The 26,310-nt window shown below is 69.6% G+C and carries 25 protein-coding genes; 8 read left to right on the top strand and 17 right to left on the bottom strand.

From position 1 onward, the window contains the following. Nucleotides 1–17: 17 nt before the first annotated feature. The 11 genes from AR539_RS03080 to dacB form a co-directional block, all read right to left on the bottom strand. Nucleotides 18–530, bottom strand: coding sequence for a PH domain-containing protein (locus tag AR539_RS03080; RefSeq protein ID WP_066432454.1), 513 nt, complete (start codon nt 528–530; stop codon nt 18–20). Further along, nucleotides 511–1,032, bottom strand: a complete 522-nt coding sequence (locus AR539_RS03075; RefSeq protein ID WP_066432451.1) for a DUF3180 domain-containing protein — start codon at nt 1,030–1,032, stop codon at nt 511–513. The genes AR539_RS03080 and AR539_RS03075 overlap by 20 nt, the downstream gene beginning before the upstream one ends. Beyond that, nucleotides 1,032–1,559: a 2-amino-4-hydroxy-6-hydroxymethyldihydropteridine diphosphokinase gene (gene folK / locus AR539_RS03070; protein ID WP_066432448.1), complete on the bottom strand. Its 528-nt coding sequence runs from the start codon at nt 1,557–1,559 to the stop codon at nt 1,032–1,034. The genes AR539_RS03075 and folK overlap by 1 nt, the downstream gene beginning before the upstream one ends. Continuing rightward, entirely contained in the window at nt 1,556–1,924 is a 369-nt protein-coding gene (gene folB, locus AR539_RS03065; protein ID WP_066432445.1) for a dihydroneopterin aldolase, read from the bottom strand. Before folB ends, folK begins: the two co-directional genes overlap by 4 nt. Nucleotides 1,925–1,937: 13 nt before the next feature. Continuing rightward, the gene (folP, locus tag AR539_RS03060; protein WP_066432443.1) at nt 1,938–2,861 is read right to left on the bottom strand and encodes a dihydropteroate synthase; all 924 of its coding nucleotides are present in this window, start codon (nt 2,859–2,861) and stop codon (nt 1,938–1,940) included. An 11-nt stretch (nt 2,862–2,872) separates the two neighbouring features. Further along, nucleotides 2,873–3,469, bottom strand: coding sequence for a GTP cyclohydrolase I FolE (gene folE, locus AR539_RS03055; protein WP_066433082.1), 597 nt, complete (start codon nt 3,467–3,469; stop codon nt 2,873–2,875). 57 nt (nt 3,470–3,526) lie between these two features. After that, the gene (gene ftsH, locus AR539_RS03050; RefSeq protein ID WP_066432442.1) at nt 3,527–5,593 is read right to left on the bottom strand and encodes an ATP-dependent zinc metalloprotease FtsH; all 2,067 of its coding nucleotides are present in this window, start codon (nt 5,591–5,593) and stop codon (nt 3,527–3,529) included. A gap of 241 nt (nt 5,594–5,834) precedes the next feature. Then, nucleotides 5,835–6,386 (bottom strand): hypoxanthine phosphoribosyltransferase, encoded by a 552-nt coding sequence (gene hpt, locus AR539_RS03045; protein ID WP_066432441.1) that lies wholly within the window; start codon nt 6,384–6,386, stop codon nt 5,835–5,837. 29 nt (nt 6,387–6,415) lie between these two features. After that, the gene (gene tilS, locus AR539_RS03040) at nt 6,416–7,453 is read right to left on the bottom strand and encodes a tRNA lysidine(34) synthetase TilS (protein WP_197410558.1); all 1,038 of its coding nucleotides are present in this window, start codon (nt 7,451–7,453) and stop codon (nt 6,416–6,418) included. Nucleotides 7,454–7,545: 92 nt separating this feature from the next. Then, nucleotides 7,546–8,664 carry a zinc-dependent metalloprotease gene (locus AR539_RS03035; protein ID WP_066432440.1) on the bottom strand — a complete coding sequence of 373 codons (1,119 nt, stop codon included), beginning with the start codon at nt 8,662–8,664 and terminating at the stop codon, nt 7,546–7,548. 99 nt (nt 8,665–8,763) lie between these two features. After that, nucleotides 8,764–10,293, bottom strand: a complete 1,530-nt coding sequence (gene dacB, locus AR539_RS03030) for a D-alanyl-D-alanine carboxypeptidase/D-alanyl-D-alanine endopeptidase (protein WP_066432438.1) — start codon at nt 10,291–10,293, stop codon at nt 8,764–8,766. Between the two features lie 153 nt (nt 10,294–10,446). Between dacB and AR539_RS03025 the strand changes: the two genes are divergently transcribed. From AR539_RS03025 to AR539_RS03015, 3 genes are all read left to right on the top strand, one after another. Next, entirely contained in the window at nt 10,447–10,935 is a 489-nt protein-coding gene (locus AR539_RS03025; protein WP_066432436.1) for an inorganic diphosphatase, read from the top strand. Between the two features lie 189 nt (nt 10,936–11,124). Continuing rightward, entirely contained in the window at nt 11,125–12,450 is a 1,326-nt protein-coding gene (locus AR539_RS03020) for a carboxylesterase family protein (RefSeq protein ID WP_066432433.1), read from the top strand. Nucleotides 12,451–12,453: 3 nt separating this feature from the next. Next, entirely contained in the window at nt 12,454–13,206 is a 753-nt protein-coding gene (locus tag AR539_RS03015) for a DUF429 domain-containing protein (protein ID WP_066432428.1), read from the top strand. A gap of 17 nt (nt 13,207–13,223) precedes the next feature. Here the strand turns inward: AR539_RS03015 and AR539_RS03010 are convergent, their stop codons facing one another. Further along, complete coding sequence (locus tag AR539_RS03010; RefSeq protein ID WP_066432426.1) at nt 13,224–15,668, bottom strand: phosphoketolase family protein; 2,445 nt, start codon at nt 15,666–15,668, stop codon at nt 13,224–13,226. Nucleotides 15,669–15,896: 228 nt separating this feature from the next. Between AR539_RS03010 and AR539_RS03005 the strand changes: the two genes are divergently transcribed. Next, nucleotides 15,897–16,496, top strand: a complete 600-nt coding sequence (locus tag AR539_RS03005) for a MarR family transcriptional regulator (RefSeq protein ID WP_066432424.1) — start codon at nt 15,897–15,899, stop codon at nt 16,494–16,496. A 31-nt stretch (nt 16,497–16,527) separates the two neighbouring features. Here the strand turns inward: AR539_RS03005 and AR539_RS03000 are convergent, their stop codons facing one another. Together AR539_RS03000 and serS are read right to left on the bottom strand one after the other, a co-directional pair. Next, nucleotides 16,528–17,430: an HAD family hydrolase gene (locus AR539_RS03000; RefSeq protein WP_066432422.1), complete on the bottom strand. Its 903-nt coding sequence runs from the start codon at nt 17,428–17,430 to the stop codon at nt 16,528–16,530. A gap of 97 nt (nt 17,431–17,527) precedes the next feature. Further along, the gene (gene serS / locus AR539_RS02995) at nt 17,528–18,808 is read right to left on the bottom strand and encodes a serine--tRNA ligase (protein ID WP_066432420.1); all 1,281 of its coding nucleotides are present in this window, start codon (nt 18,806–18,808) and stop codon (nt 17,528–17,530) included. Between the two features lie 89 nt (nt 18,809–18,897). On the opposite strand from serS, the gene AR539_RS02990 reads away from it, so the two are divergent. Further along, entirely contained in the window at nt 18,898–19,962 is a 1,065-nt protein-coding gene (locus AR539_RS02990; RefSeq protein WP_066432418.1) for a diacylglycerol/lipid kinase family protein, read from the top strand. On the opposite strand, the gene AR539_RS02985 is transcribed toward AR539_RS02990, so the two are convergent. The 3 genes from AR539_RS02985 to AR539_RS02975 all read right to left on the bottom strand — a co-directional run bounded on the left by AR539_RS02985 (nt 19,959) and on the right by AR539_RS02975 (nt 21,637). Further along, nucleotides 19,959–20,219: a hypothetical protein gene (locus tag AR539_RS02985; protein WP_066432416.1), complete on the bottom strand. Its 261-nt coding sequence runs from the start codon at nt 20,217–20,219 to the stop codon at nt 19,959–19,961. The genes AR539_RS02990 and AR539_RS02985 overlap by 4 nt on opposite strands. A 92-nt stretch (nt 20,220–20,311) precedes the next feature. Next, nucleotides 20,312–21,292, bottom strand: coding sequence for a prephenate dehydratase (pheA, locus tag AR539_RS02980; RefSeq protein WP_066432414.1), 981 nt, complete (start codon nt 21,290–21,292; stop codon nt 20,312–20,314). A gap of 18 nt (nt 21,293–21,310) precedes the next feature. Further along, entirely contained in the window at nt 21,311–21,637 is a 327-nt protein-coding gene (locus tag AR539_RS02975) for a rhodanese-like domain-containing protein (RefSeq protein ID WP_066432410.1), read from the bottom strand. A 360-nt stretch (nt 21,638–21,997) separates the two neighbouring features. On the opposite strand from AR539_RS02975, the gene AR539_RS02970 reads away from it, so the two are divergent. The 3 genes from AR539_RS02970 to AR539_RS02960 all read left to right on the top strand — a co-directional run bounded on the left by AR539_RS02970 (nt 21,998) and on the right by AR539_RS02960 (nt 26,309). After that, nucleotides 21,998–23,434: an amidase gene (locus tag AR539_RS02970; protein WP_066432409.1), complete on the top strand. Its 1,437-nt coding sequence runs from the start codon at nt 21,998–22,000 to the stop codon at nt 23,432–23,434. 115 nt (nt 23,435–23,549) lie between these two features. Beyond that, nucleotides 23,550–24,662, top strand: coding sequence for an alcohol dehydrogenase catalytic domain-containing protein (locus AR539_RS02965; protein ID WP_066432407.1), 1,113 nt, complete (start codon nt 23,550–23,552; stop codon nt 24,660–24,662). Nucleotides 24,663–24,839: 177 nt separating this feature from the next. Next, nucleotides 24,840–26,309: a peptide MFS transporter gene (locus AR539_RS02960; RefSeq protein WP_066432404.1), complete on the top strand. Its 1,470-nt coding sequence runs from the start codon at nt 24,840–24,842 to the stop codon at nt 26,307–26,309. Nucleotide 26,310: the final 1 nt, after the last annotated feature.

The following is a 26,310-nucleotide window of genomic DNA, read 5'->3' as shown; positions in this document are numbered from 1 at the left end:
GCCTCACGGCGCATCCGTCACAGTCCGGCCAGCCGGGCTTCGCCGCGGGCGGAGAGCTGCTCCCTGAGCCGGGCCCCTTCCGCGGCGGGCAGGCCCGGGATTTCCGCGTTGGTCCCGGCGGAGGCCGTGTGCAGTTTCAGGGTGCACAGCCCCAGGCCGCGTTCCACCGGCCCGGCGCCGATGTCCACATACTGCATGCGGCCGTACGGGACCACCAGCGTGCGCTGGAAGAAGATGCCGCGGCGGATGAGCAGATCGTCCTCCCGCTCGGCGTAGCCGATGGCCCGCACCTGGCGGGGAATGAGCACCAGCCGCCACAGGGACAGGACCAGCATGGCGGCCGGAAGGGCCACGGCCAGCCAGAGCGGGTAGGACTTCCACCAGCCGCCCAGGACCAGGATCAGCGGCAGGCACAGCAGCGCCACGACCAGCACGGTGGCCACCGCCCAGCCCACCACCCGCACCGTGACGTACTTGGGTGAGACGCGCAGCCACGTGATGCCCGGAGGATCAATCGCCTCGGTACGCATACTCGCCTTCCGACTTGGGCTTGCGTGGCTCCGGCCGCCCCGGGGCCGCCTCGCCGTCGCCGTCCTCGGGGGGTATCCGGCAGAACCGCTCCACCATCAGGCCGACGCCCACCATCACCAGGCCGCCGCCGGCCATGGCCAGGGCCGTCCAGGCGAGGGTCTGGTCGCTGCGCAGGTTCCAAAGCTGCAGCTGGTCAAGGAAGATCCCGGCGTGCCAACCGAGCAGCACGCTGCCCGTGTAGGCGCAGGCCTGGGCGAGGACCAGGGTCCAGGCCGCAAGGATGGGGTTGAGCATTTTCTTCTTGTCGCCGTTGCGCCAGCGGCGCACCCTGAGACCCAGGATGAGCGTGAGCACCACGATGATGCCCATCGTGATGAGCCCGTTGAGCGGCAGCACCGGGGTGTTGAGGCTGTAGCGGGTAGCCAGCACGGCGGCGAGCCAGCCGAGCACCCCGACGGCCCCGCTGATCGCCAGCAGCACCCAGGGGCTGGTCAGCTTCATCATTCCGCCGCCTCGGCCACGCCGTGGAGGTTCTCGAACCCGTCAAAGGGGACCAGATCGGCAAAGTCGTCCGCCCGGGCGGCGAGGTCGCCGACGCGCTCACCGTCCAGCTCGGCGGCGGGGTCGATCAGCGACCACGGGTACAGGACGAACGCCCGCTGGGCTGCCCGCGGGTGGGGAAGGGTCAGTTCCGGGTCGGAGCTGGCCACGTCCCCGTAGGTGATGATGTCGACGTCGAGGGTGCGCGGCCCCCAGTGCACCTCGCGGACCCGGAGGTGCTTCTGCTCCACGGCGTGGCAGTGCGCCAGCAGTTCACGGGGCGTCAGCGAGGTCTCGACGGCGATCACCATGTTGAGGAAGTCGGGCTGGCCGGCCGGGCCGCCGACGGCTTTGGTGTGCACAATCGGCGAGATCGCCAGGAGGCGGACCTCGGGCGGGTCGACGAGGTCCGCGACGGCCGCGGAGAGCGTGTCGCTGCGCTCCCCCAGGTTGCTGCCGAGGGCCAGGATGGACCGGGTGTAGTTCATGACTGTCCCTGCCGGGCCCGGCGGACGCTGACGGAGACGTCGCCGAACTCGACCTCGATGGGGGCCTTTGGTTTGTGCACGGTGATGTCCACGGCGGCGACGGGAAATTTCTGCAGCACGTCCTCGGCGATCCGCACGGCCAGTGCTTCAATCAGGTTCAGCGGCTCCCCCGTGATCCAGCCGCGGATGCATTCGGCCACTTCACCGTAGTGCGCGGTGTCCAGCACGTCGTCGGAGGCGGCGGCGCGGCTGAAGTCCAGGTGCAGGACGGCGTCGACGACGAACGGCTGACCGTTGCGCCGTTCGAAATCGAATACTCCGTGATGGCCGACGGCGGTGACGCCGCTCAGCGTGATCTGGTCCATGGGCGGGGGCGGTTCAGCTGTGGCCGGCGGCGGCTGGAGCCATGCGGGCGGCGACCTTGACGGCATCAAGGCTGGACCCGACGTCGTGCACGCGGACCGCCCAGACGCCTTGGGAGGCGCTGATGGCGGTCACGGCGGCGGTGGCCGCGTCACGTTCGGCGGGCGGCGCGGCCTTGCCCGCCACGGTCAGGAGGCTGCCGAGGAAGCGTTTGCGGGAGGCGGCCACCAGCACCCTGTGGCCCATGGCCTGGAGCACGTCGAGGCGCCGAAGGAGCTCCCAGTTGTGCTCCTCGTTCTTGGAGAAGCCCAGGCCCGGGTCCACGATGATCTGTTCCGGGGCGGCGCCGGCGGCGTAGAGCTTGTCGCGGACACCGGCGAGTTCGGCGGCCACCTCGTCCGCGACGTTCCCGTACTCGGCCAGGGAGTCCATGGTGCTGGCGTTGCCGCGGCGGTGCGTGAGGATGTAGGGGGCCTTGCTGCGGGCCACGAGTTCGGCCATTTCCGGTTCGATGGTCAGTCCGGAGACGTCGTTGATGATCGCGGCGCCGGCGTCCAGGGCCGCAGCGGCGGTGGCGGCGTGCGTCGTGTCGATGCTGACCAGGGCGCCGGCCTTCACCAGCGCCTCGATGACCGGCAGGACCCGCCGCTGCTCTTCCTCGACGCTGACTTCCGCCGCGCCCGGGCGGGTGGATTCGCCGCCGACGTCGATAATGTCCGCTCCGGCGTAGAACATCCGCAGGCCGGCGGCGATGGCCGTGTCCGCCGTGGCATGCTGGCCGCCGTCGCTGAAGGAGTCCGGGGTGACGTTGAGGATCCCCATGACCAGCGTGCGGTCCGTGGGGAGATCGGCGAACTTGGCGGCCGGGCGTGCCTTGCGCAGCACGGGCAGGGGCGAGGTCGCGGGTCCGGTGCCCGGGGCGGCGGCGAGGGAGTCCATAGTCTGTGTTCTTACCTTCCGATGATGAGGCTCATGGCTTCGGCGCGGGTGGCCGGGTCATGGAGTTGCCCGCGGACCGCGCTGGTGACGGTCTTGGCGCCGGGCTTGCGGATGCCGCGCATGGACATGCAGAGGTGTTCGCATTCGACGACGACAATTGCGCCGCGCGGCTGGAGGTGGGTGACGAGGGCTTCGACGATCTGGGTGGTGAGGCGTTCCTGCACCTGGGGCCGGCGGGCGAACATGTCCACCAGCCGTGCCAGTTTGCTCAGCCCGGTGACCTTGCCGTCGTGCGAGGGAATGTAGCCAACGTGGGCCATCCCGTGGAACGGCACCAGGTGGTGCTCGCAGGTGGAGTAGAACGGGATGTCCTTGACCAGGACCAGTTCCTCGTGGTCCAGGTCGAAGGTGGTGGCGAGGATTTCGGCGGGGTCGTGGTGGAGGCCGGCGAACATCTCGGTGTACGCCTTGGCCACCCGCTTGGGGGTGTCCAGGAGGCCGCCGCGGTCCGGGTCCTCGCCGATGGCCAGCAGGATCTCGCGGACGGCGGCCTCGATCCGGGCCTGGTCCACGGGGGTGGCGCCGGGGACCGGCCCTCCCGCCGTCAGGGCCTGGCCGGCGGGAGCGTCGTCGTCGTCATTGAAGAAAGAAGTCACGAAAGAAGCCTAGCCGGGATGGCCGTCAGGCCCGAGATCGGTTACACCGCCCTGGAACGGCTCCTGCCCGGGAACGCCCTGCGCGTGCGGCGGGAACGTGTCCAGCGGCTCTTCGAGGCGTGCTTCCTTGGCTTCTTCCTGCGCTTCGCGTTCGGCCTTCTCCTGGCGCGATTCCACCGGACCCACGTTCTGGATGGGGCGGGTCTCCTTGGAGAGCCAGATCTCGCGGAAATCGCGCTTGCGGATGTTGGTGAAGACCTGCGCGATCTCCGCCTGGTTCAGCGTTTCGCGTTCCAGCAGCTCAAGGGCCAGCTGGTCCAGGACGTCGCGGTTTTCGGTCAGGATCGCGTAGGCCTCGTCGTGGGCGCCCTCGATGAGACGGCGCACTTCCTCGTCGACGATGTAGGCGATCTGGTCGGAGTAGTTCCGCTCGTGGCCGGCGTCGCGGCCCAGGAACGGCTCCCCGCCGCCCTGGCCGAGCCGGACGGCGCCGACCCGTTCGCTCATGCCGAACTCGGTGACCATCTTGCGCGCGATCCCGGTGGCCTTTTCGATGTCGTTGGACGCACCGGTGGACGGGTCATGGAATACCAGTTCCTCGGCGACGCGCCCGCCCATGGCGTAGGCCATCTGGTCGAGCAGTTCGTTGCGGGTGACGGAGTACTTGTCGTTCTCCGGGACCACCATGGTGTAGCCCAGGGCGCGGCCGCGGGGCAGGATGGTGATCTTGGTGACCGGTGCCGAGTTGCGCAGCGCCGCGGCCACCAGGGCGTGTCCGCCCTCGTGGTAGGCGGTGACTTTGCGTTCGTGTTCCTTCATGACGCGGCTGCGCTTCTGCGGCCCGGCCATGACGCGGTCAATGGCTTCGTCGAGCGCGCGGTCGTCGATCAGGTTCGCGTTGGAGCGCGCGGTCAGGAGGGCGGCCTCGTTGAGGACGTTGGCGAGGTCCGCACCGGTGTAGCCGGGGGTCTTCTTCGCCACGGCCTTCAGGTCGACGTCGGGGGCCATCGGCTTGCCCTTGGCATGGACCTTGAGGATCTGGTCGCGGCCGATCAGGTCGGGGGCCTCGACGCCGATCTGCCGGTCGAAGCGGCCCGGGCGCAGCAGCGCGGGGTCGAGGACGTCGGGACGGTTGGTGGCGGCGATCAGGATGACGTTGGTCTTGACGTCGAAGCCGTCCATTTCAACCAGCAGCTGGTTGAGGGTCTGCTCGCGTTCGTCGTTGCCGCCGCCGATGCCGGCGCCGCGGTGGCGGCCGACGGCGTCGATCTCGTCGACGAAGATGATGGCGGGCGAGTTGGCCTTGGCCTGCTCGAACAGGTCGCGGACGCGGGAGGCGCCGACGCCGACGAACATTTCCACGAAGTCGGAACCGGAGATGGAGAAGAAGGGGACGCCGGCTTCGCCGGCCACGGCGCGGGCCAGGAGGGTCTTGCCGGTGCCGGGAGGGCCGTACAGCAGCACACCCTTGGGGATCTTGGCCCCGACGGCCTGGAACTTAGCGGGTTCCTGGAGGAATTCCTTGATTTCTTCGAGTTCCTCGACGGCCTCGTCCGCGCCGGCGACGTCGCTGAACGTGACCTGCGGCATGTCCTTGCTGACCATCTTGGCCTTGGACTTGCCGAACTGCATGACCTTGGAGCCGCCGCCCTGCATCCGGGAGAGCAGGAACCAGAAGAGGACACCCAGGAGGAGGACCGGGATCAGGAGGGAGAACAGCCCGGCGAACCAGTTGTTCTCGACCGGCTGGTCGGTGTAGCCGCTGGGCGGCCGGGAGTCGGTGACGGCCTTGACCACATCGTCGGCGCGGGCGTTGACGTAGTAGAACTGGATGTTCTTGCCCTTGTCCTGGCCGTCAACCTGCAGGTTTTCCTTCAGGACCAGGTCCACGCGGTTTTCCGCATCGAAGATCTTGGCCTGTTCAACCTTGCCGCCGTCGGTCAGCAGCGCGAGACCCTTGTCGGTGTCGATCCGGGTCGAGCCGCCCGGGGTGAGGGTGGCAAAGGCCAGCAGGAGCATGCCGATGACAACGACAATCCAGATGCCCGGGCCCTTGAAGAAACTCTTAGCTTTCATCTGTTCGGGGCAGGCCCCGTCCCTCCTGGTAGTGCTGCACGGCGACCGATCTGCGCGCGTGTGGTGCTGCGTCAGGTTCTAGCTATACACCGTCGCAGTAAAGTCACGCACGATGTAGCGCAAAAGTTCCCTGAGGGCGTAGCGCGCCGGGGCCGGCTGGGCAGGCCGGGGCCCGCCCCGCCCGGGCCGGTCCTGCCTTGGGCTGTTTGCCGGGCGCTGTTCTGCCGGGATCGGCGGCCGGTTACTCGTAGACGTGCGGCGCCAGGGTGCCGACGAAGTCCAGGTTGCGGTACTTCTCGGCGTAGTCCAGGCCGTAGCCCACCACGAACTCGTTGGGGATGTCGTAGCCGACGTACTTGACGTCGATCTGGACCTTCGCGGCCGTGGGCTTGCGGAACGCGGTGCAGATTTCCACCGACGCGGTGCCGCGGGATTCGAGGTTGGTCTTGAGCCAGGACAGGGTCAGGCCGGAGTCGATAATGTCCTCGACGATCAGCACATCCTTGCCCATGAGGTCGGTGTCGAGGTCCTTGAGGATGCGGACCACGCCGGAGGACTGCGTACCGGAGCCGTAGGACGAGACGGCCATCCAGTCCATGGACACGTGGCTGTGCAGCGCACGGGCGAGGTCGGCCATGACCATAACAGCGCCCTTGAGCACGCCGACGATCAGCAGGTCGCGGCCTTCGTAGTCCTTGTCGATCTCCGCGGCTAGTTCGGTGATCCGTGACTGGATCTGCTCCTTGGTGTACAGAACGTGCTTGAGATCTGCCTGGACGTCGTTTGAATCCACCAATAACTCCTGTGTAGATGCGGGGGCAACTATATGTTGGACGGTTTTTGAGGCCGGAATACTAGCTTCCCACAGCGGGCCGCTTCACGGGGAACCCCGTCGGCGCCGGACTGCCCCTCGGCGAAGAGCTGCGCGAGCGGGATCCGGTAGGCGCTGACCCCGCCGGGGAGTTCCACGGGACCGGCCGACCCCTGCCGGCGGAGCAGTGCTTCCGCCGCCAGCAGGCGCTGGTAGCTGGGCTGCTGGCCTCCGACCGCGGCCGCGGCCTTGGCGATGACACGGAACCTCACGGCCGGCGCCAGGTCCCGCAAGGCTTCCTCCGGAAGGCTGACGGCGTCGCCGTCCTGGTCCCGCAGCGAAAGGTAGGTGCGGTTCGCCACATCGTCGAGGTAGTCGGCGTCCAGTTGCAGGATGGCGGCGGTGCGGGCCAGGGACTCGGCAACGCCGGGGCCCAGTTTTTCTTCCAGCATGGGCAGCACCTCCACCCGGGTGCGGGACCGCGCAAATGAGGGATCGGTGTTGCTGGGGTCGTGCCAGGGAACCAGGTCCTCGGCGTCGCAGATGGCCAGGGTGTCGGCTCGCCGCAGGCCCAGGAACGGACGCAGCAGGCGGCCCCGGACGGGCCGCATTCCGGCCAGGGAGCGGGTACCCGAGCCGCGGGCCAGCCCCAGCAGCACCTGTTCGGCCTGGTCGTCCAGGGTGTGGCCGAGCAGGATGGCGCCGGCGCCGGTGTCGTCGGCGGCGGCTTCCAGGGCGGCGTGCCGGGCGTCCCGGGCTGCCGCTTCCGGGCCCATCCCCGTGGCGGCAACGTCCACCGTGCGGACCTGCACGGGCGAGAGCCCGAGTTCCTGCAGAGTGACGGCGGTGGCGGCGGCGACCTCGGCGGAGCCGGGCTGGAGCTGGTGGTCCACCACCACGGCGCCCACGGAGACGGGCCGGCCGTCCACGTGCCCGCGGCGGGCGAAGTAGGCGGCGACGGCGGCGAGCGCCAGCGAGTCGGGACCGCCGCTGCAGGCCACCAGGACCCGCTCCGGATAGCCGGCTCCGGCCAGCGCGTCCTGCAGCATCTTGCGCGCAGTGCCAACGACGGGTGCCAGCCTGCCGGGCCGGCGTCGTCCGCTGGACTGTCCGCTGGAGGCGGGGGAAGACGTCACGGGAGCTAGTGCCCCATCCGTTCAAGCCAGAGTTTGGAGTTGTGGATCTCGGCCTCGCTCGGCAGGTGGTCCGCGGACTCCCAGACCTTGTTGAAGCCCTCCATGCCGGCCACGTCCACCACTTCGCGGACAAACTTGGAGCCGTCGCTGTACTGGCGCATCTTGGCGTCCAGCCCGAGCAGGTTGCGGATGAACTTCTCAACCACGCCGCGGTCCTTGGCGCGGGAGTTGAAGCGCTGCCGGATGGTCTTGACGGACGGGACGATGCTGGCGTCGACGGCGTCCATCACCACGTTGGCGTGCCCCTCGAGCAGGCTCATCAGGGCGGTGAGCCGCGAGATGGCCGCCTTTTCCTCGGGGTTCTGCAGGAGGTCGATGATGGCGCCGCGGCTGGGCGCGGCGCCGGAGCCGGTGCGGTCCCTCAGGGATTTCGCGGCGGCGGAGGCCCGCTCCATGAGGGAGTCGACGTTGCCGAGGAGCTGTCCGCTGAGGTTTTCGATCTCGTCCAGCATGTGGTGCCGCAGCCAGGGCGCTGCGGCGAACTGGACCCTGTGGGTCTGCTCGTGCAGGCAGACCCAGAGCCGGAAGTCTTCGGGTTCGACGTTGATTTCACGTTCCACGGAGATGATGTTCGGCGCCACGAGCAGCAGGCGCCCGGCGGCGGGGGCGGTGGAGTTCTCGGCGAGCGCGGAGAAGGGATCGTACTGGCCCAGGACCTTGCTGGAGAGGAACGCCAGGATTGCGCCGAGCTGGCTGCCCGTGATGGCGCCGCTGACGCTGGCCGCGCCGGGGTTCACGGTGCCGCGGCGGCCCTCCAGCATTTTCTCCATGGCCGGCTGGAGCATCACGGCGAAGCTCTGGGTGTTGGCCTTGGACCAGGAGGCGCGGTCCACCACCAGGACCGAGGAGTCCCGCAGGTCGCGGGCGGCTTCCAGCCCGGTGATGTCGTGAACGTGCGGGACGGAAATGTCCGCCATGAGCCGCAGGTTGTCCACGGCGGCGCCGATCTCTGCCGCGCCCAGGGTGGGCCCGGCCGGCGTAAGGCGCGCGGCGGTGGAAGCTGCGAGCTCCCAGTTGATGAGGGCTTGGGCTTGGGCTGATGTCTCGCGGGCTGAGGGCTCCATAGGTCCCATCAGATCACAGCGGCCCGGCATTGCGCCTTAAATTCGCCGGGCGGCGAACGCCGGCAGGCCTAGCGCCACCGGCCACGCCCGCTGGTCCCGTCAGCGGCAGCCGCAGGCGGCGAGGACGGAGGCGGTGCGGTCCAGCGCGGCCTTGTTCGCCGCACTCGGGGTCAGGCCGTTGCCAATAAAGGAAAACACCAGGAGCCGGCCGTCGGCGTCCACTACGTAGCCGCTGAGGGAAATCACGGTGTTCAGGGTGCCGGTCTTGGCCCGGACCAGTCCCGCGCCGCGGGCTGAGGCCGCGTCGAGGTAGCGGTCCCCCAGGGTTCCGGTCAGCCCGGCCACCGGGAATCCCGGCAGTGCGGCCCGCAGCCGGGTGTCCGGGCCCGAGGTGATGGCCCGCACCACGTCGGCGAGCTGCCGGGCGGAGACCTGGTTGGCCAGCGCCAGCCCGGACACGTCGGCCGTGCGCATCGTGGCGGACGGGATCTCCAGGTCAACAATTCCCAGCGCCTGGAGTTGCTGCCGCACCACCGCGATTGCGCCGTCGTTGCTGCCGGGCTTGCCGTCCGCGACGGCGGCGAGGCGGCCGATCACTTCCGTGAGGTAGTTGTCGGAGGTGCGCAGCATCAGGTCCACCTGCTGGCCGACGGTGGCGGACTGGACCTCGGCCAGGACCCGCGGGGCGCCTGTCTCCGTTCCGGCGCCGGCCGTTTCGGCGGGAACCCGCGTGACGCCCGGCGCCACCGTCAGTCCGGCCGTGGCGGCGGCCGCCGCGAGCTGGGCCGAGAACGCCTCGGCGGCGGTCATCGCGGCGTCCTGCGGGCGGGGCCCGGTGGTCTGGGCGGGATCGTAGCGGGCCGAATTCAGGGCGAGCGGGAACAGCGGTGCCATCTCGCCGGCGGCGACGTCTTCAAGGCTCCAGGCCGGGTTCAGGGCGGGGCCGGTGAAGAGGGAGTCATCCAGCAGGACCGTCACGGGGACGGAGACGCCGTCGTCCTGCAGGGCGCGGATGGTGGCCTGCGCCAGGCTGGCCAGCCCGGCATGGCCCAAGACCGCACCGGGGACGGATTCGCCGGCGCCCAGCAGCACGTCGCCGCCGCCGGTGAGGACCACGGAACCGGGGGCGGCGCCGGCCACGGCACTGGTGCTGAAGCGGTGTTCCGGGCCCAAGGTGCTCAGCGCCGCTGCCGCCGTGAGCAGTTTCATGTTGGAGGCGGGGACCCGGGCCGCGTCGCCGGAACGGTCGAAAAGGACCTCCCCGGTGGCGGCGTCCTGCACGACGCCGGTGAAGCTGCCGGCGCCGTCGGTCTTCAGGGTCTCGTCCAGCCGGGCCGCGAGGGTGGCCGGGACGGGGACCGGGGCGGTGGCGGAGAGCGGTTCGACGCCGTCGCCTGTCCCGTCGCCGCCGGTCCCGTACGGGGTAAGGGCGCCGGGGACCTGGTGCCAGGGCGGGACGGTCTGTGCCGCGCTGGCGGGGGTCCGGGGTCCCAGGAAGGCAGGTGCCACGGCAAAACCTGCGGGAAGGGCGAGCGCGGCGACCAGCAGGGTCTGGAGCAGCAGCGGGAGGCTCCGCCGCAGCGGCCCGGCGGCCGGTTCCGTGCCTGCGCGGCTGGTTCTGCGTTTCATGCTGCTGCTGGTCCTTTAGTCCTGAAATGTCCCCACTAGTTCCTGAAACCAGGGCCTCTCGCTATATCCTCAATAGTAGTCGGCGGCCCCGGCCCTCCTTTTGGTGGATGTCACGGGTGCCGCGAACCCCCTGAATTCGTCAAGGAGCAGTCCATGAAGCACGACGTGACCATCGAGATCCCTAAGGGATCCCGCGTCAAGTACGAAGTCGACCACGAAACGGGCCGCGTCCGCCTGGACCGCGTCCTGTTCACCTCCATGCAGTACCCGACGCACTACGGTTTCTTCGAGAACACCCTGGGTGAGGACGGCGATCCGCTGGACGCCCTGGTGCTGCTGCAGGACTTCGACCTGCACCCCGGCGTCATCGTCGAATCCCGCCCCATCGGCGTGTTCAACATGACCGACGACGGCGGCGGAGACGCCAAGGTGCTGTGTGTTCCGGCCGACGCGCGCTTCGACCACATCAATGAGATCAGCGACGTCAGCGAATTCCTGATCAAGGAAATCGAGCACTTCTTCACCCGTTACAAGGACCTGGAGCCGGGCAAGTGGGTCAAGGCCGAGGGCTGGGGCGACCGCGCCGCCGCCGAGGCCGAGCTCGAAGCCTCCATCAAGCGCTACGTTCCGCACACGCACTAACGTTCCACACCTCCAACGCGGGGTCACTTTCCGCCCATCCGCCCCGCGGACATGGGCGCGAAGTGGCCCCGCGTTTGTGTTTGCGCCACCGCCTGCTGCCCCAGATACTGCCCGACGGCGGCGGTGCGGTGGGGATGGGGCGCCGGCTGCTCCCAGTGGTGTGTCAGGAATCTGTGAAATCGTTGGTCCATGAACTCCGCCCCTGCCTTTGATCCTCCCTGCGGACCGGTGACCGGATGGCGGGACGGCAACGTGGTCCGGGCCACCGGCATCCCGTACGCGACGGCGGCGCGGTTCCGGCCGCCGTCGGCCGCCCCCGACTGGACGGACCCCTTCCCGGCAACGTCCCTGGCGCCGGCATGCCCCCAGGGCCCGGTGCCGTTCCTGGATGACATCCTGGGCACCCGCTACGGGGAGCTTCCGGGCAGCGAAGACTGCCAGCGGCTCTCGGTCACCCTGCCGGAGGACCTGCGCGCGGGCGAGCAGGTCCCGGTGATGGTGTGGCTCCACGGCGGGTCCTACACGTCCGGCTCCGGCGACCTCGCCATCTTCGACCCCCGCGCCCTGGTGGCCGAAAACCGCGTGATTGTGGTCTCCGTGACGTACCGGCTGGGCCTGTTCGGCTACCTCGCGACCGGCACCGGCCGGCCCGCGAACCTCGGGCTCCTGGACCAGCTCGAGGCGTTCCGCTGGGTCCAGCGGAACATCGGCGCCTTCGGCGGCGACCCGGGCCGCGTCACGGCCTTCGGGCAGTCCGCCGGGGGCGACGCCGTCGCGCACCTCATGGCGTTCCCCGAGGCCCCCGCCCTGTTCCAGCGCGCCATCATCCAGAGCGCGCCGCTCGGCATCACGCGGGGCCGGGAAAAGATGAGCACCGCGATGGGCATCGCCGCGGAACACGTCACCGAGGACACCCCGGCGATGGAGGTCGTGGAGATCGAGGAGCACGTCTCGCGCGTGGCCCGGAAGTACGGGCTGGTCGCGGCCATGCCGTTCGGCACCCAGTACGGGCACGCCCCGCTGCCGCCGGAATCCGGCATCGAGGACGCCTGGAACGCCACGGCCCCGGAGATCGAGGTCCTGATCGGGCACACCACGGAGGAGGCCCGGCTGTTCCTGCCGCGGAACCGCGTCGTGGGCCGCCTGACCCGGGTCCCGGTGGCCGGGGAAGCCGCCGTCAAAGCCATCAACTGGGCCGTGACCGAGGCCGTGTACGGCAGGGCCGCCCGGAAATTCGCGCGGCGGCACGCCCGGGCCGGCGGCACGGCCTACAGCTACGTGCTCTCCTGGGCGGCGCCCGGCAACGTCTACGGCGCCGCGCACACCGTGGACCTGCCGCTGCTGTTCGGTGACGAGCAGACCTGGTCCGGGGCGGGGCTGCTGGAGGGGGCAAGCTGGGAGGACGTCAATGTCCCCGGCAAGGCGTTGCGCGCCCTGTGGGCCCGCTTCGCGTCCGGCGAGGGGCTGGATCACGACGACGGGATCCCCAGCGCCCTCCGCTACCGCGCGGTCTGAACCATGCGGACCCTGGGGGTGGACCTGGCCGCGGCGACAAAGAAGACCGCGGCCGCCGTCGTCGAATGGGCCGACGGCGGCGCCCGCCTCACGCACCTGGACCTCGGCGTCGACGACGCGGAGATCGTGCGCCTTTTCGGCACCTGCGAGATGACCGGGATCGACTGCCCCGTGGGCTGGCCGGACGCGTTCCTGCCCTTCATCGCCGGGCACCTCACCGGGGACGCGGGCCCCGTGCTGGGCTACGACGGCATCGAGGGCCGGCGGCTGCTCGCCTACCGCGACACCGACCGGTTCGTCACGGCCAGGACCGGCCTGATTCCGCTGAGCGTCTCGGCCGACCGGCTGGCCCACCCGGCCATGCGGTGTGCCGTCATCCAGGCCAAGGTCGCCGCGGAGTTCGGGGCCCAGGCCAGGGACGGCAGCGGCCGGCTGGCGGAGGTCTACCCGGCGGCGTCCCTGAAGTCCTGGGGCCTGCTGGCCCGCGGCTACAAGGGCCGCGGCGGGACCGAGGCGCAGCGGCTGGGCGAACTGGTCGGCGCACTGCAGCAGGCGGCCCCCTGGCTGGACCTGGCCGGCCATGAGGACCTGCTGGCGGGCTCCGACGACATGTTCGACGCGCTGATCGCCTCGCTCACCGCTCGGGCCGTGGCCCTCGGCGCGACCCTCCGCCCGGATCCCGCCCACGCCGGCCCGGCCCGGACCGAGGGCTGGATCCATCTGCCCGCCGCCGGGCTGGACGGGCTCCGACAGTAACCCGGCCGGCGGTCCGGCTACCGGGGCAGACCCTGGCCCGGAACCTCGCCAAGGGTCCAGCCGCTGATGTCCTCCGCATCCTCGCCGTGGTCCCGGGTGTGGTTGTGGGCCCTGATCCGGCTGTCCTGCAGCGCCTGCCGCAGCAGCGAATGCTTCTCCGCCAGGCCGGGCACGCGGTCGATCGCGTCAATGGCGAGCTGGAAGCGGTCAATCCCGTTGAGCATGGCCATGTCGAACGCTGTGGTGGTGGTGCCCTCTTCCTTGTAGCCGCGGACGTGCAGCCCCTCCTGGTTGGTCCGCCGGTACGCCAGCCGGTGGATCAGGGACGGATAGCCGTGGTATGCGAAGATGATGGGCTTGTCCGCGGTGAAAATCCCGTCGAAATCCCGGGAGGTCAGGCCGTGCGGGTGCTCGCTGGCGTCCTGGAGCCGCATCAGGTCCACCACGTTGACCACGCGGATCTTCAGGCCCGGGGCACCGGCCTTCAGCAGTTCCGCCGCGGCCACCGTCTCCACGGTGGGCACGTCACCGGCGCAGGCCAGCACGACGTCGGGTTCCTCGCCGGGAACTTCGGACCCGGCGAACTCCCAGATCCCGAGCCCGCGCTGGCAGTGGTGCGCGGCCTCGGCGGGCCCGAGCCAGGTGGGCGAGGGCTGCTTGCCGCTGACCACGATGTTCACGTAGTCCCGTGACGCGAGGCAGTGCTCCATCACGGACAGCAGGGTGTTCGCGTCCGGGGGCAGGTAGACCCGGATGACCTCGGCCTTTTTGTTCACGGCATGGTCGATGAACCCGGGGTCCTGGTGGGAGAAGCCGTTGTGGTCCTGCTGCCAGACGTGGGAGGACAGCAGGTAGTTGAGCGAGGCCACCGGCTGCCGCCAGGCCAGTTCGCGGTGCACCTTGAGCCACTTGGCGTGCTGGTTGAACATGGAGTCGACGATGTGGATGAACGCCTCGTAGCAGCTGAAGACGCCGTGCCGGCCGGTGAGCAGGTACCCCTCCAGCCAGCCCTGGCACAGGTGTTCGCTGAGGACTTCCATGACGCGTCCGGCGCGGGCCAGGTGCTCGTCGAGTTCTTCGATGCGGTACTGCCACACCTTGTCCGTGACCTCGTAGACGTCCTGCAGCCGGTTGGAGGCCGTCTCGTCCGGGCCGAACAGCCGGAACGTCTCGGGGTTCAGGCTGATGACGTCCCGCAGCCAAGAGCCCAGCGTCACCATGGCGCTGACCCGTTCGACGCCGGGCTGCGCCACCGGGACGGCGTGGTCCGCGTACTCCGGCAGCTTGAGGTCGCGCAGCAGGACGCCGCCGTTGGCGTACGGGGTGGCGCTCATCCGAAGCGTGCCCTGGGGCGCGTTCGCCGCGACGTCGGGGCGGAGCCGGCCGGCGTTGTCGAAGAGCTCGCCGGGCCGGTACGATTCGAGCCACTCCCCCAGCTGCGCCAGGTGTTCCGGGTTGGTGCGCACCCCGGACAGGGGCACCTGGTGGCTCCGCCACGTCCCCTCGACCTGGAGCCCGTCCACCATCCGGGGCCCGGTCCAGCCCTTCGGCGAGCGCAGCACGATCACCGGCCAGCGCGCGGCGGGAGCATCCCCGGCGGCCGCGCCGGTTTCGTGGGCGTCGCCCGGTGCGTCCCCGCTGCGGCGGGCCGCCTGGATGGCCCGGATTTCGGTAAGGCAGCGGTCCAGGACGGCAGCGAAATCGCGGTGCGCGGACTCCGTGTCGTCCGGGTCCGCCACGGTCACAAAGTGCGGCTCGTGGCCGTAGCCGCGCAGAAGCTGCTCCAGCTGGGCCTCGGGCATGCGGGCCAGGACCGTGGGGTTGGCGATCTTGTAGCCGTTCAGGTGCAGGATGGGCAGCACGGCGCCGTCGTTCACCGGGTCCAGGAAGTTGTGGGAGTGCCAGCTTGCCGCCAGCGGCCCGGTTTCAGCCTCGCCGTCGCCGATCACGACGGCGGTGACCAGGTCCGGGTTGTCGAAGACGGAGCCGTAGGCGTGCGCCAGGGAATAGCCCAGCTCCCCGCCCTCGCTGATGGAGCCCGGGGTTTCCGGGGCCGCGTGGCTGGGGATCCCGCCGGGGTAGGAGAACTGGCGGAAGAGCTCAGCCAGGCCCTGTTCGTCGTCGCCGACGTTGCTGTAGACCTCTGAGTAGGTGCCCTCCAGCCAGGCGTTCGCCACGACGGCGGGGCCGCCGTGGCCGGGACCGGCAATGAACAGCATCTCCTGGCTGTCGCGGCGGATCACCCGGTTCAGGTGGGCGTAGACGAAGTTCAGTCCGGGCGTGGTGCCCCAGTGGCCCAGCAGCCTCGACTTGGTGTGGCCGGCGTCCAGGGGTTCGCGCAGCAGCGGATTGGACCTCAGGTAGATCTGCCCTACGGACAGGTAGTTCGCGGCCCGCCACCAGCGGTCCACGAGGTCCAGTTCAGCCTCAGCGGGCCGGGCACCATGTGCGTCACTACTCACTGCAGTCCTCGTTTCACTAGGGCCTCCGTTGGCGGCGCAGCGTCCATCGCACCATCTTCGGGCAGCCGGGGCAACCCCGACACGGCAGGCCCGGGAGCAGATCCACGCGGTGCTTTACCGGCGTTCTTCCGGGGTTTTGCCGGCGTTCCGATGGCCGGCGCCGGGCATGTGACGGGGCGGAGCAGGGACATTTGCCACGAAAGTACCACCGGGTAGTGTGGTGCCAGAATGTTCACGCTGACCATTAACCAGACCGACAGCCGGCGCGACGGCGACCGCGTGCCGCAGCTCCTCAGGGACCTGCGGCACATCCCGGCGCGCCTCGACTTCGACCGTTCGGTGGAGGACGAAGTCCAGGGCATTGTGGACTTTCCGCACCAGGCCGTCGACGCGGCGATGGTGGCCCTGCGCACGGGCAGCTGGTACGTGGGCATCGGCGTCGGGCCCGTCAACGAGCCCCTGCCGAACCAGATCAAGGACGCCTCCGGACACGGGCTGGTTTATGCCCGCCGGGCCGTGGACCGGCTGCGCAACGGCAAGGACCGGATCCCGGTGGCCGTGGAGGGCCCGCTGGCCGACCTTGCTGCGGAGTCCGAAGCCGTGCTGCGGCTGCTGGGGCACATCGTCCATGACCGGAGCCCGGCGGAATGGCGGGTCCTGGACCTGATGACCCCGGGGGTCCGCGGGCAGCAGAAAGCCGTGGCCGAGGAGCTCGGCATCACCACGCAGGCGGTCAGCAAGGCCGTGGCCCGCGCGCAGTGGAACGAGGAACACGCGGCGCGTCCCGCCGCGGCCAGGCTGCTCGGCCTGATCCTCGACGTGCGCTGACCCCGGTACCGGGCCCCGCCGAAGCGGGCTGCTACAGCAGGAGGCTGCGCAGCACGTGCGCGGCGCCGTCGTCGAACACGGAGTGCGTGACCTCGTCCGCGGCGGCGATCACTTCCTCGGGCGCCTGGCCCATGGCCACGCCGCGGGCGGCCCACGTGAGCATCTCGATGTCGTTGCGGCCGTCGCCGACGGCCACCGTGCGGTGCGTCTCGATGCTCAGCCGCCCCCGGAGGTGCTCCAGTGCGCTGGCCTTGGTGACGCCCTCCGCGGCGATGTCCAGCCAGGCCGTCCAGCCCACCGAGTAGGTCACGCCGGAAAGCCCGATGTGGTGGATCGCGGCGTTGAAGTCCTCCGGCGTGTTCTCGGCGCTGAAGACCACCACCCGGACCGCGGTGGCTTCCAGCATGGTCTGGAAGTCGACGCCGATCGCCTCCACCCCGAAGCTGGCGTCCTGGAAGCGCTCGGTGGACAGGAAGTTTCCGTCCGCGTCCTCAAGGGCGTACTTGGCCGTGGGCAGCCTGCGGCGCAGGGCGCGCAGCACGGGGCCGGGATCGAACGTGGCCTTGTGCAGGATCTCGTAGCCGTCGCTGAGGCTGGAATCCAGCCGCAGCGTGACGCCGCCGTTCGAGCACACCGCGTAGCCGTTCTCGATGCCGATGTGCTCGATGATGGGCAGCGTGGCGTTGAGGGAGCGGCCGGTGGCGATGGTGACGTGGTGCCCGGCGGCGACGACGTCCTGGGCGGCTTCGCGGACGGGCACGGACATGTGGCCGTCGTGGTCCACGAGGGTGCCGTCGACGTCAAGCGCGACCATCAGCTTGTGCGCTGCGGCCGTTGCAGTTTTCTGATTGTTCTCGATGTTGTTCTGGTTCTTCTGGTTGTTCTCGCGCCGGTCATCGTTGCCGGCGACTGAGGATTCAGTCATTGTTGTCATCCCACAAGTAGAGCAGACACCTCCGACAGCCGCTAGGATCCAGGCCACAGCACGCCGTGAACCCGGCGTGAACAGTTGCCGACGGGCCGGCGGCGGCTTAGAGGACGGGGAAGACCGTCATCCCGCCGAGGTACTTCTGCAGGGCCGCCGGGATGTTGACGGAGCCGTCCGGGTTCTGGTGGTGCTCCAGGATGGCCACGATCCAGCGGGTGGTGGCCAGGGTGCCGTTCAGCGTGGCGACGGCGCGGGTTCCCTTGGGAGCCCCGTCCTCGCCGAGCACACGCTCGCGGATGTTCAGCCGGCGTGCCTGGAAGGTGGTGCAGTTGGACGTGGAGGTCAGCTCGCGGTAGGCGCCCTGCGTCGGGACCCAGGCCTCGCAGTCGAACTTCCGGGCGGCGGAGTTGCCGAGGTCGCCGGCGGCGGTGTCGATCACCCGGTAGGGCAGCTCGCACTTGGCCAGCATCTCCTCTTCCCAGGCCAGCAGCCGGGCGTGCTCGGCAGCGGCCTCCTCAACGGTGGTGTAGATGAACATCTCCACCTTGTTGAACTGGTGGACGCGGATGATGCCGCGGGTGTCCTTGCCGTGTGAACCGGCCTCCCTGCGGTAGCAGGAGCTCTGTCCGGCGTACCGGATCGGCCCGGCGGACAGGTCCAGGATCTCGTCGGCGTGGTAGCCGGCGAGGGCCACCTCGGACGTGCCCACAAGGTAGAGGTCGTCCTCGGCGAGGCGGTAGATCTCGGCGTCGTGCTTGACGTCGAAACCGGTGCCCTGCATGGTTTCCGGGCGCACCAGCGTGGGGGTGATCATGGGGACGAACCCGGCGCCGATGGCCTGCTCCATGGCCATCTGCAGGAGGGCCATTTCCAGCCGGGCCCCCACGCCGCGCAGGAAGTAGAACCGAGACCCGGACACCTTGGCGCCACGCTCCATGTCGATGGCGCCGATCAGCTCGCCGATCTCCAGGTGGTCCTTGGGCTCGAAGTCGGGGAATTCCCGGGGGGTGCCCACGGTCTTGACCACGATGTAATCGTCTTCGCCGCCTTCGGGGACGCCGTCCTCAATGAGGTTGGGGATGCCGCGCAGCAGTTCCTCCTGGGCGGCCTGTGCGACGTCGGCCTCGGCGGAGGCGGCCTTTACCTCGCCGGCGAGGACCTTGACCTCGGCCAGCAGGGCCTGCTTCTCCTCGCCCTTGGCCTGCGCCACCTTCTTGCCGAACGCGTTCTGCTCGGCCCGCAGGTTCTCAAAGCGGATCAGGGCAGCACGGCGGGCCGAGTCTGCGGCGATGATCGCGTCCACCACGGACTCATCGGCGCCGCGGGCGCGCTGGCTGGCCCGGAACTTGTCCGGATTTTCGCTGAGGTCTTTTACGTCGATCACGGAACTAGACTATCCAATCCGGCCACCATTACAGGGCAATCCCCGGGCAATCCGGCCCGCGGCCACCGGCGGGATAGTGTTGGAGCACAATGCGCGACTGGCTGCTCTACCTCATCATCGCCGGAGTCCTGGCGTTTGCCGTCTCCAGCTGGTGGGGAGTGCGCCGGCTCAAGGCCAAGCACACACGGAGCGCCGCCTGGGAGGAAACCCACAGCCCGGAGCTGGGCCAGCAAAAGGTGGCCGTGGTGATGAACCCCATCAAGGCCCGGTCCGCCGAGGCCCGCATCCTCATCGAGAATGCGTGCGCCGCGGCCGGCTGGGTGCCGCCGCGCTTTTTCGACACCACCGCCGAGGACCCCGGATTCGGGCAGGCGCGGGCCGCCGTCGAGTACGGCGCCGACGTCGTCGTGGTGGGCGGCGGCGACGGCACGGTGCGTGTGGTGGCGGACGTCCTGGCCGGCACGGACACCGCTATGGGCCTGATCCCGCTGGGCACCGGAAACCTCCTGGCCCGCAATATCCACCTCGACGTGGGCGACCTGCACGGAAGCGTCCAGACGGCGCTCTTCGGGCACCAGCGCTTTATCGATACGGCCACGATGACCGTGGAGAACTCCCGCACCAACGAGTCGGCCGTGCACACGTTCCTGGTCATTGCCGGCATCGGCATGGATGCCGAGGTGGTGGGCGACACCAACGACGGGCTGAAGAAGGCCGTGGGCTGGCTGGCGTACACCGAGGCGGGTGTGCGGCACCTCCCGGGCCGCCGCAAGAAGGTCTCCATCTCGCTGGATGACCAGCCGGAGCAGACCCGGAAGATCCGCAGCGTGCTGTTCGCGAACTGCGGGCTGATCCCCGGCGGGATCGACTTCATCCCCCAGGCCATGATTGACGACGGGATGCTCGACGTGGTGGTCATGAGCCCGCGCAGCGCCATCGGCTGGCTGGCGATGTACTGGAAGATTGTGCTCAAGCACAAGAGGAACCTGCCGGTGATGACGTATTACCGCTCCGGCAAGATCACCCTCCGCTGCGCGGAACCAATGGCTACACAGGTGGACGGCGATCCGTCCGGCGAGGCCACCAAGGTCACCGTGCAGATTGCCCCCGGCTCACTTCTCATCCGGGTCAAGGACGGTTCGGGGGAGGACTAGGCGCTTGCTTCTTCCGGGGCGTCCGGCTTCGCGGCGTCCTTGTCGGCTGCTGTCTTTTCCTCAGCGGATTTCTTCGCGTCAGCGGCGGCCTTGGCGGCGCGCGCCTCGGACTGCTCGCGGATCATCGCCTGCTCCTCTTCGAAGCGCAGCCGGTCCGCACGGTCGGCGTCGTCGCCGTCCCAGTCCTGGTTGTCAGCGGTCGGCTTGGGATTGACAATCATTCCCTGGCCGTCATTTTCAAGGCTGGTGCCTGCCATGACCTGCTCCCTCGTAGAGGACTTCCCCAATATGGATCAGGCAAGCATACGCACAGTTTCATAGGGGCGGAAGTGCCTGATGTGGCATTTGTCTACGCTGTGGGCGAAGCCCCGGACGTATATTCCGGCACCACGGATGCCCCGGACAGTATGTCTTTGACCCATGCATGGGCGGCGCGGAATGCCTGGTCCGAGGTGTGCGGTTCCACCACCGTCCGGTGGCCGTCGGCCCGGCCGTAGGAGCCCAGGAAGCGGGTGGCCGGGCTGATCCGGTGGAGTCCTGCCAGGGCATCCGCCACCCTCGCGTCGGCCACGTGGCCGTCGGCGTCGATGCTGAAGAAATAGTGGCCCAGGTACTGCCCGGTGGGCCGGGACTCGATCCGGCTGAGGTTCACCCCGCGCGTGGCGAACTGGTCGAGGATCTCCATCAGGGCGCCGGGTCGGTCCTCCGGCAGCGGGACCACCACCGTGGTCTTATCGGCGCCGGTGGGTTCCGGCAGCGAGCCGGGCCGGCCAACGAGCACAAAGCGGGTCACCGCCCCTGGGTTGTCGCCGATGTTCTCCGCCAGCACCGTGAGTCCCGGCTGCTCCGCCGCAACGATCGGGGCGCAGATGGCCGCGTCGTAGTGCACGTCGCCCTCCAGCAGCCCCATGGCCGCGGCGGCAGTGGACGATCCGGGGATGTATTCCGCATCCGGAATATTTTTGTCGGCCCAGAGCCGGCACTGCGCCCAGGCGTGGCTGTGCGTCGAGATCCTGCGGATGTCCTCAATCCGGGTCCCGGGCCGGGCCACCAGGACGAAGCTGATGGGCACCAGGGCCTCGCGCAGGATGCGCAGTTCCTGTCCTGTGGCGATGGCGTCCAGGGTGGCAGTGACGCCGCCCTCCACGGAATTCTCGATCGGGACCATCGCGGCATCCGCCGAGCCGTCCCGGACCTTGTCCAGCGCCGTGTTGACGTTCGACGACGGGATCCGCACGGCGTCCGCCGCGTCGGGAACCTGCATCAGGGCCGCCTCGGTAAAGGTGCCCGCAGGCCCGAGGAAGGTGTAGGTGACAGGCAGTGCGGACATCGGCGCTTCTTTCTTCAACTACAGGATGACGGGCTTGAGTCCGTTGTCGGACACCAGCGGCATTCCGGTTTCCAGCCACTGGTCCATGCCGCCGGCCACGTTCAGGGCGGAGTACCCCTGCCCGGAAAGCCACTGGGCGGCGCGGAACGAACGGCCGCCGGTGCGGCAGATGACGTAGACGTCCTCGTCCGGGTCCAGCTCGTCCAGCCGGGCCGGGAGCTGGTCCAGGGGAATATGCAGCGCTCCGGCGGCGTGCCCGGCGGCCCATTCGTAGTCCTCGCGGACGTCGAGGATCCTGGCCCCGTCGGGGATGTCGGACACGGTCACGGTATCGAAATCGCTCATGGTCGTCCTTCCGCAGAATGCATGGTCTGCCTCCAGCGTATCGCCAGCCGCCGCTGCCGGAGCCCTCCCCGGCAGCAGGTTACGCTTCTGGGATGGCGCAAAGGAGACCCGCAGCAGCCCCGCACCGCGGGACATGCCCTCCGCCTGCGCCCGCCACCGGACACAATGCCACTCTGCGCACCCGCGCGCCCCAGCACTGGACATGTCCCCCGGAGCACCACGCCCCCGCCCGCGGGACATGCCCTCCGCCTGCGCCCGCCACCGGACACAATGCCACTATGCGCACCCGCACGCCCCACCACTGGACATGTCCCCCCGCGGGGAGGGCCTGGCCCGGTCAAACCGGGGAGCTGCGGTCCCGTGGCTGAGATCCATGAGCTGACCGCCGTCGAGCTGCGGGATGCGCTGCACTCGGGCGCCGTGTCCGCGCGGCAGGCCACGCAGCATTACCTGGACCGCATCGACGCCGAAAACCGGCACCTCGGCACCTTCATCACCGTTACCGCCGAGCAGGCCCTGCAGGACGCGGCCGCAGCGGACCAGGCCCACGCCCGGAGCGCCCGGGACGGGACACCCCTGGCGCCGCTGCACGGGATGCCGGTGGCGTTCAAGGACCTGACGGACGTCGCCGGCGTCGTGACCACCCACGGCAGCGCCGCCCTGGAGCACAAACCCGCTTTAACCGACGGGGCGCTGGTCACCGTGCTCAAGACCGCCGGGGTCATCTCGCTGGGCAAGACCCAGGTTCCGGAGTTTGGCCTGACCGCGTACAGCGAGAACCGGATCGCGCCGCCCTCCCGGAACCCGCACGCCCCTAGCCGCAGCTCGGGAGGCTCCTCCGGCGGCAGCGCCGCAGCCGTGGCCGCCGGACTGGTGCCCTTCGCGCCGGGATCCGACGGCGGCGGATCGGTCCGCATCCCGGCAGCGGCCTGCGGACTGGTGGGCCTGAAACCCGGGCGCGGGCTGGTGCCGGCAGGTGAAAGCACCGGCGACCCCGCCGGGCTGGTGGTCTCCGGTCCGCTGGCCCGCTCCGCTGGGGACGCGGCGCTCCTGCTGGACGCCATGGTGCCCCGCCCTCCGGGGGCTTCCGGGCCGGCCGCCGGTTACCTGGACCTCGCCGCGCAGGACCCGCCCCGGCTCCGCATCGGGGTGAGCCTGGACAGTCCCTGGCAGACGATCTTCCCCTTCACCCCGGCCACCGAGGCCCTGGACGCCCTCGCCGAAGCGGTCCGCCGGCTGGAGGCTGCCGGCCACCAGATCTCGGAAGCCGCCGTCCGCTACGACAACCGCTACCCGGCGGCCTTCACCACGGCCTGGACCGCCGCCGTCGGGGAGGCCCGGATCGCCCCGCAGCGCGAGGCGCTCCTCACCCCGCTGACACGGACGTTCCGGCGCCGCGCCCAGCAGCGCGGGCCCGCGAAACTCGCCGAGGCCCTCGGCTTCCTGTGCCAGTTCCGGCGGGACACCATCACCCAGTACGCCGCCTGGGACGTGATGCTGATGCCGGCGCTGGCCCAGACCCCCCGCCCGGTGGGCTGGTTCACCGGCGCCGCCCACGGCGACGGGTACTGGCCGGCCGCCGAATGGACCGGGGACGCCGACGGCGACTACCGCAAGCAGTGCGAGTACGCGCCCTGGTCCTCCATGGTGAACGTGTGCGGGCTGCCGGCGATCAGCATTCCGGTGCACTGGACCGGCGGGGCCGCGGGCGCCGGGCTGCCGATGGGTGTGCAGCTGATCGGGCCGATGGGGTCCGAGGCCCTCCTGCTCCAGCTGGCCGCGCAGCTGGGCTGCTGACCCGCCGTCCGGCGCGGGCAGGCCCCGGAGCATGAATTCACCGCCCGGTGCCGATACGGTTTAGCTGAACAGCGCCACGAACATGACCAGCCTGGACACCACACGAGAGGGATCGATGAAGATCACCGGTGCAGTACTTGAGGAAATCGGCCGCCCCCGCCCGTTCGCGGACTCCCGGCCCATCACCGTCTCCGAACTGGACCTGGAAGGCCCCGGCCCCACCGAGGTCCTGGTCAGGATCGAGGCGGCCGGGATCTGCCACTCGGACCTGAGCGTGGTCGACGGCAACCGGGTGCGGCCGGTGCCGATGCTGCTGGGCCACGAGGCGGCAGGGCGCGTGGTCGAGGTGGGTTCCGGAGTGACGGACCTGGCGCCGGGCCAACGCGTGGTGATGTCGTTCCTGCCGCGCTGCGAGCAGTGCGAGAACTGCGCCGAAGACGGCCGGCTCCCCTGCACCACGGGCTCGAAAAGCAACAACGAGGGCACCCTCCTGCACGGATCGATGCACCTGGACCGCGGCGGCGAGAAGATCTTCCATCACCTGGGCGTCTCCGGCTTCGCCACGCACGCCGTGGTGGACCGCGCCTCGGCCGTCGCGGTGGACGACGACATCCCGGCGGACATCGCCGCCGTCCTGGGCTGCGCCGTCCTCACCGGAGGCGGCGCCGTCCTGAACGCGGCCCGGCCCCGGCCGCAGGACAGCATCATGATCGTGGGACTCGGCGGCGTGGGCATGGCCGCGCTGATCACGGCGATCTCGCAGGGCGTGTCCCGGATCGTGGCCGTGGACACCCTCGCCGACAAGCTGGAGCACGCCCGCCGCCTGGGCGCCCACGAAACCTACACCCCGCAGGAGGTCCTCGCGGAGGGCATCAAGGCCAGGTACGTGATCGAGTGCGCCGGGAACCCGCGGGCCTTCGAGACGGCCTTCGCCGCCACCGCGGCGGGCGGCACCACCGTCACTGCGGGTCTGCCGCACCCGGACGCCCGCGCCCAGATCTCCCCGCTGACCGTCACCGCCGAAGCCCGGACCGTCGTCGGCAGCTACCTTGGCTCCGCGGTGCCGTCCCGGGACATCCCCAAGTACGCCCAGCTGTGGCGGGAGGGCAAACTGCCGGTCGAGGAGCTGATCTCCTCGCGGATCGCCCTGGCGGACATCAACCACGCCATGGACCAGCTGGCCGACGGGAAGGCCGTGCGCCAGGTCATCATGTTCGACGCCGGGTAGCTCCCCCGCCCGCACCCGCCCCCGTTGCTCTGGCAGATATCGCAGCCATTCCGCCCGGATAGCCGCGTTATCCGCCAGAGCAACGTGCGGGACATCAAGGCGAAACACCCGGCGATTGACTTGCCCCGAGGCTCCACGAATGTGACAACCCCGCGTCACACTGTCAGCATTAAGTAAATGAGCACAACTCATTTATCCAATCCCCCCGCTACAACGCCGGGCGATACGTCCTTTTTCGGCCACCCAAAGATGCTGGCCAGCCTCTTCTCCGTAGAGATGTGGGAGCGCTTCTCCTTCTACGGCATGCAGGGCATCCTGCTGTACTACATGTACTTCACGGCCGCTGAAGGCGGCCTCGGGATCAATAAGGCCCTGGCCGCCGGCCTGGTCGGCGCATACGGCGGCGGGGTCTACCTCTCCACCATCCTGGGCGCCTGGCTCGCGGACCGGCTCCTGGGTTCGGAAAAGGTGCTGTTCGGCTCCGCCATCCTGATCATGGCCGGGCACATCGGCCTCGCCCTGATCCCCGGCATCCCCGGCCTGGTCACCGGCCTGGTGCTGGTGGGCATCGGCTCCGGCGGCCTGAAGGCCAACGCCACAGCCCTGGTGGGCAGCCTCTACCGGGAGAAGGACGAACGGCGCGACGCCGGATTCTCCATCTTCTACATGGGCATTAATGCCGGCGCCCTGATCGGCCCGCTGGTCACCGGCTGGCTGCAGGAAAGCCAGGGCTTCCACTGGGGCTTCGGCGCCGCCGCCGTCGGCATGGGCGTGGGCCTGGTCATCTACGCACTGGGCCGCAAGAACCTGCCGGAAGAGGCGCACCGGGTGCACAACCCGCTGCCCGCCGACGAGCGCACCAAGTACGGCCTGCGCTTCGGCGCCATCGCCGCCGTGATCGCCGTCCTGCTGGCCACCGGCATCGTGAACGCCGACAACCTGGCCATGTCCATGGCCTACGCAGCGATCGGTGCGTCCGTACTCTACTTCGCCCTGATCTTCAGCAGCAAGAAGGTCAACGGCACCGAACGCCGCCGCGTGGGCGCGTTCATCCCGCTGTACGTCGCATCGGCCGCGTTCTGGGCCCTGTTCCAGCAGCAGTTCACCTTCATCGCCGTGTACTCGGAGGAGAAGCTGGACCGCAATCTGTTCGGCTGGGAAATGCCGGCCGCCTGGGTCCAGTCCATCAACCCGGTGTTCATCATCATCTTCGCCGGCGTCATGGCTGCCCTCTGGACCCGCCTGGGCCGCAAACAGCCCGGTTCCGCGCTGAAGTTCTCGATCGGCCTCTTTGTGATGGGCCTGGCCTTCCTCGCGTTCATCCCGCTGGCCGGCGAGGGCAAGACCCCGCTGCTGGCACTGGTGGGCATCCTGTTCCTGTTCACGCTCGCGGAACTGTTCCTGTCCCCCATCGGCCTGTCCGTGACCACCAAGCTGGCGCCGGAGGCCTTCCGCACCCAGATGGTGGCGCTGTTCTTCCTGTCGGTGTCGCTGGGCACCACGCTGGCCGGCATGCTTTCGGGCCTGTACAACCCGGAGGACGAGCTGCCGTACTTCATCGGCATCGGCGGCACGGCCATGCTGCTGGCCGTTGGCCTGGCCGCGGCCTCGCCGGCGATCAAGAAGCTCATGGGCGGCGTACGCTGAG

Source organism: Arthrobacter sp. EPSL27 (assembly GCF_001512305.1).
GTDB lineage: Bacteria > Actinomycetota > Actinomycetes > Actinomycetales > Micrococcaceae > Arthrobacter.
Note: the sequence above shows the minus strand (reverse complement) of the source record. Positions and strands in the feature narration are given on the sequence as shown.